The organism is Cupriavidus phytohabitans (genome assembly GCF_000426345.1).
Classification (GTDB): domain Bacteria; phylum Pseudomonadota; class Gammaproteobacteria; order Burkholderiales; family Burkholderiaceae; genus Cupriavidus.
The window spans coordinates 64,706-76,202 of the sequence record NZ_AUFE01000002.1 but is presented as its reverse complement, the minus strand read 5'-3'; the positions used below and the strand labels follow the sequence as shown (position 1 = coordinate 76,202).

The 11,497-nt window shown below is 71.5% G+C and carries 11 protein-coding genes; all 11 read left to right on the top strand.

Annotation, left to right across the window (positions count from 1 at the left end):
• On the top strand, positions 1 to 459 hold the full coding sequence (locus K309_RS0102020) for a phage tail protein (protein ID WP_029044858.1): 459 nt from the start codon (positions 1 to 3) through the stop codon (positions 457 to 459).
• 27 nt (positions 460 to 486) lie between these two features.
• Positions 487 to 2,559 (top strand): phage tail sheath C-terminal domain-containing protein, encoded by a 2,073-nt coding sequence (locus K309_RS0102015; protein WP_029044857.1) that lies wholly within the window; start codon positions 487 to 489, stop codon positions 2,557 to 2,559.
• Positions 2,556 to 3,083 (top strand): phage tail protein, encoded by a 528-nt coding sequence (locus K309_RS0102010; RefSeq protein WP_051320292.1) that lies wholly within the window; start codon positions 2,556 to 2,558, stop codon positions 3,081 to 3,083. The genes K309_RS0102015 and K309_RS0102010 overlap by 4 nt, the downstream gene beginning before the upstream one ends.
• Positions 3,080 to 3,313 carry a hypothetical protein gene (locus K309_RS0102005; RefSeq protein WP_029044855.1) on the top strand — a complete coding sequence of 78 codons (234 nt, stop codon included), beginning with the start codon at positions 3,080 to 3,082 and terminating at the stop codon, positions 3,311 to 3,313. Before K309_RS0102010 ends, K309_RS0102005 begins: the two co-directional genes overlap by 4 nt.
• 12 nt (positions 3,314 to 3,325) lie before the next feature.
• The gene (locus K309_RS0102000; protein WP_029044854.1) at positions 3,326 to 4,030 is read left to right on the top strand and encodes a CIS tube protein; all 705 of its coding nucleotides are present in this window, start codon (positions 3,326 to 3,328) and stop codon (positions 4,028 to 4,030) included.
• Between the two features lie 25 nt (positions 4,031 to 4,055).
• Complete coding sequence (locus tag K309_RS0101995) at positions 4,056 to 5,300, top strand: phage late control D family protein (protein WP_029044853.1); 1,245 nt, start codon at positions 4,056 to 4,058, stop codon at positions 5,298 to 5,300.
• Entirely contained in the window at positions 5,297 to 5,809 is a 513-nt protein-coding gene (locus K309_RS35755; RefSeq protein WP_051320291.1) for a phage baseplate assembly protein V, read from the top strand. Before K309_RS0101995 ends, K309_RS35755 begins: the two co-directional genes overlap by 4 nt.
• 64 nt (positions 5,810 to 5,873) lie before the next feature.
• Positions 5,874 to 6,638, top strand: a complete 765-nt coding sequence (locus tag K309_RS0101985) for a hypothetical protein (protein ID WP_029044852.1) — start codon at positions 5,874 to 5,876, stop codon at positions 6,636 to 6,638.
• Position 6,639: 1 nt separating this feature from the next.
• A complete protein-coding gene (locus K309_RS0101980; RefSeq protein WP_029044851.1) occupies positions 6,640 to 7,038 on the top strand; it encodes a GPW/gp25 family protein in 399 nt (132 codons plus the stop codon).
• A gap of 10 nt (positions 7,039 to 7,048) precedes the next feature.
• Positions 7,049 to 9,043, top strand: a complete 1,995-nt coding sequence (locus K309_RS0101975; RefSeq protein ID WP_029044850.1) for a putative baseplate assembly protein — start codon at positions 7,049 to 7,051, stop codon at positions 9,041 to 9,043.
• Positions 9,040 to 11,448, top strand: coding sequence for a hypothetical protein (locus K309_RS0101970; protein ID WP_029044849.1), 2,409 nt, complete (start codon positions 9,040 to 9,042; stop codon positions 11,446 to 11,448). The genes K309_RS0101975 and K309_RS0101970 overlap by 4 nt, the downstream gene beginning before the upstream one ends.
• Positions 11,449 to 11,497: the final 49 nt, after the last annotated feature.

Genomic DNA, 11,497 nt, shown 5'->3' with positions numbered 1-11,497 from the left:
ATGGCTGCCACCGACATCCGCATCGATCCCTTCCCGGTCTTCAACTTCCGCGTCGAGCTGGACGGGCTGGTCGTGGCCTCGTTCAGCGAGGTCAGCGGCCTGACCGCCGACGGCGACGCGATCGACTACCGCGAAGGCAAGGACCCCACCAACAACGTGCGCAAGCTGCAGGGCCTGCGCAAGTACACGCCGCTGATGTTCAAGCGCGGCTATGTGCAGGACGACACGCTGTGGCAGTGGTACCGCCGCATCGCCGACGGCGCCAACGAGCGCCGCAACGGCAGCGTGATCCTGATGAACGAGGCGCACCGCGATGTGCTGGGGTGGAACTTCGTCAACGCCTGGATCAACAAGATCGAAGGCCCGAGCCTGACCGCCACCGGCAACCAGGTGGCCGTGGAAAGCATGGAGCTGCACCACGAAGGCCTGACCATCGAGATCATCAGCACCGCGCCCTGAGCACGGACCCACGAGCCGGAGACCGCCATGCGCCATGGCATGCCCGCAGTCAGCATCGAACGGACCGACGCCGCCGGCGCCGCGCCGGTGGTGCTGCGCACCGACATCGCCGCGTTCATCGGGCTGGCCGAGCGCGGCCCGCTCGACACGCCGGTGGCGGTGGAGTCGTGGCGGCAGTTCCAGGCGCATTTCGGGCGGCCCTTCGGCAGCGGCTACCTGGCGTGGGCGGTGCGCGGCTTCTTCGACAACGGCGGCATGCGCTGCTGGGTGGTGCGCGTGGCGGCGCGCCAGTTTGGCGAGGGCGACAACGATGGCGACCAAGCGCCCGGTGGCGGCGCACGCAGCGCCGGCGTGCTGCTGCCGGACAGCGCGGGCGTGCCGCGCTGGCGCCTGTCCGCCACCTCGCCGGGCAGCTGGGGCAATGAACTGGCCGTCGCGTGGCGCCGCGAGCGGCCGCTGACACAGCGCGCCTTGTCGGCCGACGCCACCGGCGCCCGGCTGGCGGCCGTGGCCGGCTTTGCGGCGGGCGAGCTGGTGCGGCTGGCGCAGCCGGCGGCGAGCGCGCATCGCGTGCTGGCGCATGTCGACGCGGCGGCCGGCAGGCTTGACTGGGTCCATCCCGATCCGCGCCAGCGCGGCGCCGACCAACTCGCCTGGAGTGCGCTGGACCCCGCCCAGCCGCTCACGGTGGAACGCGTCGCCTACACGCTCGACCTCTGGCGGCGCGATGCCTTTGCCGCGCAATACCGCGACCTGCACCCGTCGCCGCAACACCCGCGTCACTTCGGCACCGTGCTGGCGCCCGCCTACCGCAGCGGGGCCGAGCGGCTGCGCCTGCCGCTGGCGAACCCCGGCGCCCTGTCCGCGCCGCCCGGACTGGTCGAGATCACTGACCTGGCCCCCGCGCTGCCGCCGCTGCCCCTGGCTGCAGCGTCCGGCCAGCGGCTGCCGCTCGTACATGGCGCCGACGGCCTGGCCGCGCTCAGCGCCAGCGACTTCCTCGGCGAGCCGTACGCAGCGCGCGAGAGCGACTTCGCCCGCCTGCGCAAGGCGCGCGGCCTGCAGGCGCTGGCGGAGATCGACGAGATCTCGCTGATTGCCGCGCCGGACATCCTGATCCGGCCGCAGCCGGACCCCGACTACGAGCCGCTGCCGCCTGACACCGGCGATCCTTGCCGACCCTGTCCGCCGCCAGCGCCGCCGCGCCGCGTCCACCAGCCGCGCGCCATCGCCGAGCTGCCGCCCGTCTTTGTCGAAGCCGACATCCTGCGCGTGCAGACCGCGCTGATCGCCGACTGCGAGGCGCGCGGCGACCGCTTTGCCGTGCTGTCCGCGCCGTTTGAGCGCGCCACCGGCCGCAGCCGCGGCATCCGCGCGCTGACGGAGTGGCGCCGCATGCTGGTCGGGCAGCAGCCGGCGCGCGCCGCCGCGCTGTATGCGCCATGGCTGGCGGTGGCCGAAAACGATGGTGCCGCGCCGCCGGTCGCCGGCAGCGTCGCCGGCGTCAGGGTCGTGCCCGCCTGCGGCCACGTTGCCGGCGCCATCGCCAATACCGACCTGACACTGGGCGTGATGCGCGCGCCGGCCAACGTGCCGGTGCAGGGCGTGGTCGACGTGCGCAGCGCGGTCAGCGATGCCCAGCACGGCGAGCTCAACGATGCCGGCATCGACGTGCTGCGCGCCGAGTTCGGCCGCGTGCCGATGCTGCTGGGCGCGCGCACCGTCAGCGACGAGCCCGAATGGCGCTACGTCAGCACCGTGCGCATGCTGATCGCGCTCAGGCGCGCGTGCGACATCGCGCTGCGCTGGGCCGTGTTCGAGCCCAACGACGCGCCCACGCGCGCCGCCGTGGCCACCACGCTGATCGCCATCCTGACGCTGTTCTGGCAGCGCGGCGCCTTTGCCGGCGCCACCGCGGCGGAATCGTTCTTCGTGCGCTGCGACGAGGACACGACCGGCGCCGACGCGCGCGAGCACGGCCAGCTGATCGCGCTGGTCGGCATCGCGCCGGTGGCGCCGGCCGAGTTCATCGTGCTGCGCGTCGGCAGGCAGGACAACCTGCCGGTGTTCTCGCTGTTCGAACGCAAGGAGTTCGCATGAGCCTAGCCACCCGCCGCGACCCGCTGCTCGGCTTCAACTTCCTGGTCACGCTGTACGACTCGACCGCCTCCACCGGCTCGGCCGTGACGCGCATCGCGCTGTCGCCGCTGATGCCGGCGCCGGTGGCCGGCTTCAGCGAATGCAGCGGGCTGGAGATGACGATGGAGACCGACGACTACATGGAAGGCGGCCTCAACGGTACCGTGCTCAAGTTCCCCAAGCGCATCCGCAATACCGAGATCGTGCTGCGCCACGGCGTGACCAGGAGCACCGAGCTGTTCGACTGGTTCTACGCCTTCACGGCGGGCGCCGGCAAGCGCAAGGACGGGCTGATCACGCTGTGCGACGCGCGCCACAAGCCGCACACCGTCTGGGGCTTCCGCCGTGGCCTGCCGACCAAGTACAGCGGGCCGCAGCTCAATGCCCAGCAAAGCGCGGTGGCGGTCGAAGCCGTCACCATCACCCACGAAGGCCTCTACCAGCTGGGCGGCGCGGCCGCCGAAGCCATCGGGAGCCTGTTTTGAGCGACGTCATCATCGAAAGCGTGGTCAGCCGCGTGCGCATCGTCGACGGCGCCGGCGGCTTGTCCGAGCAGACCGTGCGCAGCATCGTCGCGGCGATCCTGCCAGCGGTGCAGCAGATGCTGGCCCACCAGCGCCAGGTGGCCAGCGAGACCTCGACCCGCAACGGCTACCTGGACTGGATGGAAGGCGAAACTGGGTCTGGCGGGTCCGGCGCATCCACCGGTGACTGACGGAGCCACGCCATGACGATTCCGGCCAAGGGCAAGTTCAAGGTGCAGGTCGGGCCCAAGCCCGCCAACACCATCACCTACCCGGTGCAGTTCAACCCGACCGAGCTGCAATTTGACAAGCAGGTGCAGCTGGCCGAGATCGGCATTCCGGGGCTGGACGCGCCGCTGCAGCAGTTCGTGCGCGGCAATGCCGAAAAGCTGACGCTGGAGCTGTTCTGCGACAGCACCGACAAGGGCATGGGCATCGGCGCGGAGTCCGTGACCAGGGAGACCGACAAGTACTACCAGTTGGTCAAGCTGATTCCCGCGCTGCATGCGCCCCCCATCGTCACCTTTATCTGGAACGACCAGTTCCCGGGCAACGAGCTTGGCAAGGCCTGGGGCGGCAGCCAGCGGCGCACCAGCTTTACCGGCGTGGCCGAAAGCGTGCGCAGCCGCTTCACGCTGTTCAGCCCGGAAGGCATCCCGCTGCGTGCCACCGTCAACCTGGTGCTGCGCGAGTGGCGGCCGATCGAGCAGCAGCTCGGCAAGCAGAACCCGAGCTCGCCCGACCGCAGCCACGCCCACGTGCTGCAGCGGGGCGAAACGCTCAGCGCGGTGGCCGGCGACTACTACGAGCGCGCCGGCGAGTGGCGCGCCATTGCCGACGAGAACGGCATCGAGGACCCGCGCCGGCTGGCGGCGGGATTGCGGCTGACGGTGCCGTCGATCCGCTAGCGCCGCCCGTGGACACCGACAGATCATGGACGCCGACGAATACCTGACCCTCGCGCGCGAATCGGCCCGCACCGGCATCGCGGGCTTCCGCGTGCCGCGCTTCGAGCTGAGCATCGACGGCGTGCGGCCGGAGAACAGCGTGCTGCGCGACATCGTCGACATCACCTACCGCGACAACATCGACCAGATCGACGGCTTCGAGCTGACCGTGGGCAACTGGGATCCGGCGCGGCGCCGCTACAAGTACATCGGTTCGGACGACAGCAAGAGCGCGGCCGACGCCACCATGCATGAGCTGGAGACACTGTTCGAGCCCTGCTCCAAGGTGGTCCGCATCCGGATGGGCTATGCCAGCGAAATGGTGGAGATGCTGACCGGCAACTTCACCACCATGGAGCCGACCTTTTCCATCGGCGGGCCGCACACGCTGGCGGTGCGCGGCCTGAACCGGCTGCACCGGCTGCGCCGCAAGCGCTACGACGGCAACTGGCACGACACCACTGACAGCGCCATCGCGAGGAGCTTCGAGGGCCTGACCGATCCGGACTGGCGCAACAGCGGCCAGGACGCGCGGCGCATCCCGATGCCGATCCGCACCGATCCCGAGCAGGAGCCGCAGTTGGTCTTTGTCGGGCAGAAGAACGAGTACGACATCGACTTCCTGTGGCGGCGCGCGCGCATCCGCGGCTACGTGGTGACGGTCGAGCAGGATCCCGCCGACGGCAGCGACCGGCTCTACTTCGGCCCGTCCACCAAAGGCGGCCCGACCCCATACCGGCTCGACTGGGGCGCGGGGCTGATGGACCTGAAGGCCACGCTGACCACCGCGAACCAGGTCAAGAAGGTGACCGTGCGCGGCTGGGACCGCGCCGGCCAGCGCGCCATCGAGGAAACCGCGGACCTGGAAGACCCGCGCTTCCTGCGGCGCAACCCGCGCCTGCTGGAGATCGTCAGGCAGTGCGACCCGCGCGAGGAGCGCGTGGTGACGCGCCCGGTCTCGACCCGCAATGAAGCCCGGCAGCTGGCGCTGGACATCCTGACGGGCCACGCCCAGGAGCTGGTCAAGATCCAGGCCAGCGTGGTCGGCCTGCCGCGGCTGCGGGCGGGCTCGCACGTCAGCATCCAGGGCATCGGCGCGCGGCTGTCGGGCGAGTACTTCGTCACCGAGACCACGCACACGATCAACGCCAGCGGCTATGTCACCAAGTTCACGGCGCGCCGGGAAGACCCGGACACCGGCCAGCAACTCGCCCCCGGAGGCACCCCATGAACCGCAGCGAACGCAGTGCAGGCATCGTCATCGGCAAGGTGATCGCCGTGCGCGACCCGGAGCGCCTGGGCCGCATTCAGGTCAACTACCCGTGGCTGTCCGGCCCCGAACAGCGCTGGGTGCCGGTGGCCGCGCCGATGGCCGGCGGCGACCGGGGCGCGTTCTTCATGCCGGAGGTGGATGACGAAGTGATCCTCGCCTTCGACCAGGGCATGTGGGACCACCCGTACGTGATCGGCTTCCTGTGGAACCCGCGGCAGCGCCCGCCGTCGCGCGACGAGCGCCAGCGCATGATCCGCTCGCGCAACGGGCACGCGCTGCGCATGGTCGACTCGACCCCCGCCGCCGGCAACAAGGGCGCGCTGATCATCGAGGACGCGCATGGCAATACCGTGGTGATGACCAACACGCACATCAGCATCAACACGCGCGGCGCGCTGGCGCTCAACGCGGTCGGCAGCGTGACCATCAACGACCGGCTGGTGCGGCCCACCGGCGGGCCGATCTGAAGCGCGGCACATTCACATCCGGCACATCCGGCACATCCGGCACACACGACACCGCGAGGCAAGCATGGACGTCCCGATCGAGGTACCGCTGCCTGATTCCCTGCAGAAGGCACTGCAGAAGCCGATCTGCATCCCGCTGCCCAAGCCTGGCAGCGCGCAGATCCAGTTGCCCACCGGCGGCACGCTCAAGGGCATCGTCGACATCACCAAGGGCATTCCGGACGACTGCTCGCTGAACTTCTCGCTGGTGCTGCAGCTGGCGCCGGTGATGGCGAGCATCGAGTGCCTGGTGAAGGTGCTCAAGCTGATCAAGCCGCTGATCGACGTGGTCAAGGCGCTGGGTCCGCCCGACCCGCCCACGCTGATCAAGGTGGTGCCGGAATTCCTGCAGGCGGCCGAGGCCGTGCTGCCCTGCCTGGCGGTGCCGACCCCGGCGGTGATGATTCCCTTCGTGCGCGACATCCTGTTGCTGATCATCAAGCTGCTCAAGTGCATCGTCGGCCAGCTCAAGAGCATCCTGGCGGTGATGGGCGGGCTGGCGCTGCAGATCTCGTCGGCGCAGGCCGAGGGCAACAGCGAGCTGATGGCGGCGCTGGAATGCGCACAGGCCAACGCCAATGCCTCGGCCCAGCACATGATGTCGGCGATCGACCCGGTGCTGGTGCTGCTGGCGCTGGCCGAGCCCTTCATGGGCATTGCCGGCGTGGACCCGATCAAGACGCCCGCCATCGGCTCGGCCGAGGACATCGAGAGCCTACAGAACGTGGTCACCACCCTCGACGAACTGACCAAGGCGCTGCAGCTGGTCGCCGACGCGCTGGGAGGCTGACATGAAACCCGACTTCCTCGGCACCGGCCTGGCCTTCCCGCTCTCGGTCACGCCGCGCGGCAGGCTGGCGCTGGCGCGCGCCGGGCAGCGCATCGAAGAGTCGATCTACCTGATCCTCGGCACCCGGCTGGGCGAGCGCGTGATGCTGCCCGCGTTCGGCTGCGCCATCCACGACCTGCTGTTCGCGCCCAACGACCCCACCACGCGCACCGAGGCGGTCGACGCCGTGCGCGAGGCGCTGGCGCTGTGGGAAGCGCGCATCGACGTACTGGCCGTGACGGCCGACTTCGACCCCGCGCAGCCGAGCCTGCTGCTGATCCGCATCGACTACCGCATCCGCGCCAACAACGCGCTGGCCAACCTGGTGTACCCGTTCTACATCAACGAATCCTACGTCTAGGGCCAGCATCATGCCGCTCAGGAACGAATACCCGGTGATCGACGACAGGCGCTACGCCGACCTGGTGGCGGAGGCGCGCGCGCGCATCCCGCGCTACACCCCGGAGTGGGACGACGTCAACGACAACGAGCCCGGCATGGCGGTGGTGCAGCTGATGGCGTGGATGAGTGACCTGCTGATCGCGCGGCTTGGGCGCGTGCCCAAGCTGAACTACCTGAAGTTCCTGGAGCTGCTCGGCATCGAGCTGCTGCCGGCGCGGCCGGCCCGCGCGGAGCTGAGCTTCCCGGTGCAGGCGAGCTACGCCGAGCCAACGCTGATCGTGCCGCTGCACACGCAGGTTGCGGCCGAAGTGCCGGGTGAAGAGCGGCCCGTGGTGTTCGAGACCGAAAAGGCACTGATCGCGCTCAGCGCCCGGCTCGACGCGGTGCAGGTCGACCTTGGCCTGCAGACCACCGACGTCAGCGCCGCCAATGCGGAGGTGCAGGCCGGCTTCCTCGCCTTCGGGCCGGCGGTGCGGGTGGGCAACGCGCTGATGCTGGGCTTCGACTCCCCGCTGGACTTCCCCGGCGTGCCGATCGACCTGGCGGTATGGATCGCCCGCCGCGACGCGCGCGCGCCCTTCTATGTCGACAGCCCGCTGGCCACCGCGCCGCCCGCGACGCTGGCGTGGGAATACTGGAACGGCAAGGACTGGTACCCGCTCGACACGCTGCGCGACGACACCGCCGCCCTCACCCGCAGCGGCCATGTGCTGCTCGGCGCCGCACCCCGCAACGGCCCGCAGCGCGCGGTGCTGGGCAAGGTGGCCGCGCCGCGCTACTGGCTGCGCGCGCGGCTGGCCGGCGGTGCCTACCAGCGCCCGCCGCGGCTGCTGGCGGTGCGCACCAACACCGTCCCGGCGATCGCCGCGCAGTCGGTCGACGCCGAGATCGTCGGGCGCAGCACCGGCATGCCCGACCAGGTGTTCCAGCTCGCCCAGCATCCGGTGCTGGCCGGCAGCCTGGCGCTGGAGGTCGACGAAGGCGACGGGCTGCAACCGTGGCAGGAGGTAGCGGACTTCCTCGCCTCCGGGCCGGACGATGCGCACTACGTGCTCAACCGCACCACCGGAGAAATCCGCTTCCACGGCATCGGCGGCCGCATCCCGGTGGCCAACCCGAACCGGCCCGCCAATATCGTCGCGCGGCGCTACCGCGTGGGCGGCGGCGCGCACGGCAATGTCGGCGCCGGGCTGATCTCCACGCTGCGCGGCAGCCTGCCTGGCATCGACACCGAGGGCGTGGGCAACCTGTTCCCCGCCTTCGGCGGCGCCGATGAAGAGACGCTGGAAGCCGCACGCGATCGGGCCGCGGCCACGCTCAAGAGCCACGAGCGCGCCGTCACGCGCGACGACTTCGAGCTGCATGCGCGCCAGGTCGGCGGCGTGGCGCGCGCGCGGGCGCTGCCGCTGTTCCATCCGGCCTTCCCCAATGTCGAGGTGCCGGGCGTGGTCAGCGTGGTGGTCGTGCCCGAGGCCAGCGACCCGCAACGGCCGCTGGACGACCCCGCGCCGCAGCCCACCGAAGGCCTGCTGCGCGAGGTCTGCGCACAGCTCGACCAGCGCCGTCTCGCCACCACCGAACTCTACGTGCTGGCGCCGACCTATCGGCTGCTCAGGCTCTCCGCCACGCTCACCGTGGCCGGCGATGCCGACCTGGCCGCGGTCAAGCAGGCCGCGCTGCTGGCGCTGCGGCGCTACTTCCATGCGCTGGTCGGCGGCGAAGACAGCAAGCCGGACGCCGACGGCAGCGGCTGGCCGTTCGGCGGCGACATCAACTATTCGCGCGTGGTGCACCGGCTGCTGCTGCCCGGCGTGGTCAGCGTCGACGACCTGCTGTTCCGGCTCGACGACACCGACTACCCGGCCTGCGCCAACGTCCCGGTCGGCGGCGGCGCGCTGCTGCGGCTGGCCGACGACGCGCTGGCGCTGAGCGTCCGCTACGAGACCAGCGAGGTGGATGCATGAACCAGCCCTGCACCCTGCCCGCCAGTGCGCCCGAGGCCGGGCCCGCCTCGCATGCGGCCTACCTGCCGCCGGTGCCGCGCCCGCCGCACGATCCCTACACGCTCGTGCTCAACGGCCGGCTCGGCTGGCGCGCGCTGCCGGAAACGCTACCGGGAACGCCGCCGGCCGCCATCGGCCCGCTCGGCGAATGCGGCGCGCTGACGCTGCTGCCGCTGCCCGGCTCCGGCCGCACGCTGGCGGAAGCCAGCGGCAGCTTCGGCGGGCTGGTGCTGCCGCGGCACCTGGCACTGGCTACGCTCGGCCCTTGCCAGCAGGCGCTGCTGTTGTTCGATGCCAGGGGCCGCCGCCTGCTTCGCTTCGACCCCTGCGCCTGCGCGTTCACCGACGCCTTCTGCCTGCGCCCGCAGGATCCGCGGCTGCCCGCGGGCCCGGCCACGCTGGCCGCGAGCTGCGGGCGTCTCTACCTGGCCGATCCCGCGGCACGCCGCGTGGGGGTGCTCAACGCCGCCACCGGCGCCGCGCGCGGCGTGTGGCGCGCGCCGCTGGCAACGCCGCCGTGCAACGCCGGCAGCCGGCTTGACGACTGGCAGCCCGCGGCGCTGGCGGTGGCGCCCAATGGCGACCTCTGGGTCGGCGACCGCATGCACGGCGCGCTGCTGCGCTTCGCCGCGTCCGGCTGCGTGCTGGAGCGCCACGACGGCTTTGGCGCCATCGCCGCGCTGGCCGCCACCTGCGACGGCAGGCTGCTGGTCGCCACGGATGGCGCCGAAGCGGTGGTGTTCTACGAACCGGCCACGCGCAGGCGGCTCGATCCGCCGCTGCGCCCGGCCGACCTCGCCGGCGCCTTCGCGCCGCTGCCGCTGACGGTGCATGCCGATGGCTCGGTCGACTTGTCCGCGCTGTGCAGCCCGCCGTGCGCCGCGCCGTGCGTGTTCGACCTGTCCGGCACGCTGCTGGATGCGCCGCCCGACGATCCTTCCGATGCCTGGCCCGCAACCGGCACGTGGCACTCGCAGGCGCTCGACAGCGGCATCTCGGACTGCGTGTGGGACCGCATCATCCTCGGCGCCAGCCTGCCCGCGCATACCCGGCTCGCCATCGACGTGCTCACCGCCGAAACCGAACTGCAACCGGCCGACCTGCTGGAAGGCGGAGACTGGCAACCGGCGCTGGCGCTGCATTCCGAGCCGGACGGCAGCACCGCCTTCGATGGCATCGACTACATGCTGCGGGCCCGCCCGGGGCGCTTCCTGTGGCTGCGCCTGCGGCTGGACGGCAACGGCACGGCGACGCCGTCGCTCGCCTGCCTGGCGCTCGACTTCCCGCGCATCGGCTGGCGCCGCTACCTGCCGGCAATCTTCGGCGCCGAGCCGGTCAGCGCGGAGTTCACGGATCGCTGGCTGGCGCTGTTCGACCGCCAGTTCCGCGACATCGAAAGCCAGATCGACGGGCAGGCGCGCCTGTTCGACCCGCTCTCGGCCCCTGCCGGCGGGCGCCAGGACTTCCTTGGCTTCCTGGCCGGCTGGCTCGGGCTGGGCAGCGGCCTGTCGGCGCTGCCGCTGGCGCGGCAACGCGCGTTCATCCGGCACGCGGCGCGCGCGTTTGCCTGGCGCGGCACGCCGCGCGGGCTGACGCACACGCTCTACCTCTTTCTCGGCCTGCAGCGCTGGTGCGGCTGGTGTGGCTACAGCGGCGCCGGCGCGGCGCCCTGCGTGCCGTGCGCCACCGACATTCCCGAACGCTTCCGCTGGCGCCCGCCGCGCCTGCTGCTGGAGCACTACATCCTGCGGCGCTGGCTGTTCCTCGGTTTTGGCCGGCTGTCAGACAACGCCAGGCTCTGGGGCGAACGTATCGTCAACCGCAGCCGGCTGGGCGCGGGCGCGCCGCCCATCGCCACGCCGGGCTGCCCGCTGCCGGCCCTTGCCGGCAGCGAAGGCGGCGATGACTGCGAGCCCTGCGTCGGCCGCGCCCATGCCGGCCGCCACGGCGCCGCCAGGCCGGACAAAAGCGCGGACGAAAGCGCGCGCCTCGGCGTGACGCAGCTCAAGACCGCGCAGGACCCGTGGCGCGATCCCTTCCATGTCTATGCGCACAAGCTGTCGGTATTCGTACCCGCGGCCTGCGTGCGCGAACCGGCGCTGGCACGCGCGCTGGCGCAGCTGCTCAAGGCCGACGTGCCGGCGCACGTGCAGGCCACGCTGGTGCCGGTGGCGCCGCGCTTCCGTATCGGCGTGCAGGCCATGCTGGGGCTCGATGCCGTGATCGGCTACCGGGCCGCGCCGGTCACGCTGGATGCGATGAAGCTGGGGCGCGCCACCGTGCTGGGCGGTGCCGACCGCGACGGCGGCGCGCGCGCCTTGCGCGTCGGCACGCGGCGCGTGGGCATGGACACCACCATGCAGTAGCGGCCGCCGTAGTAGCCACGACAGCGGACCAACGACGAGAGGTCTCAAC

Excerpts from the sequence above, each read along its gene's own strand:
- K309_RS0102020 (WP_029044858.1), top strand. The coding sequence starts at position 1 with ATGGCTGCCACCGACATCCGCATCGATCCCTTCCCGGTCTTCAACTTC.
- K309_RS0102015 (WP_029044857.1), top strand. The coding sequence starts at position 487 with ATGCGCCATGGCATGCCCGCAGTCAGCATCGAACGGACCGACGCCGCC.
- K309_RS0102010 (WP_051320292.1), top strand. The coding sequence starts at position 2,556 with ATGAGCCTAGCCACCCGCCGCGACCCGCTGCTCGGCTTCAACTTCCTG.
- K309_RS0102000 (WP_029044854.1), top strand. The coding sequence starts at position 3,326 with ATGACGATTCCGGCCAAGGGCAAGTTCAAGGTGCAGGTCGGGCCCAAG.
- K309_RS0101995 (WP_029044853.1), top strand. The coding sequence starts at position 4,056 with ATGGACGCCGACGAATACCTGACCCTCGCGCGCGAATCGGCCCGCACC.
- K309_RS35755 (WP_051320291.1), top strand. The coding sequence starts at position 5,297 with ATGAACCGCAGCGAACGCAGTGCAGGCATCGTCATCGGCAAGGTGATC.
- K309_RS0101985 (WP_029044852.1), top strand. The coding sequence starts at position 5,874 with ATGGACGTCCCGATCGAGGTACCGCTGCCTGATTCCCTGCAGAAGGCA.
- K309_RS0101980 (WP_029044851.1), top strand. The coding sequence starts at position 6,640 with ATGAAACCCGACTTCCTCGGCACCGGCCTGGCCTTCCCGCTCTCGGTC.
- K309_RS0101975 (WP_029044850.1), top strand. The coding sequence starts at position 7,049 with ATGCCGCTCAGGAACGAATACCCGGTGATCGACGACAGGCGCTACGCC.
- K309_RS0101970 (WP_029044849.1), top strand. The coding sequence starts at position 9,040 with ATGAACCAGCCCTGCACCCTGCCCGCCAGTGCGCCCGAGGCCGGGCCC.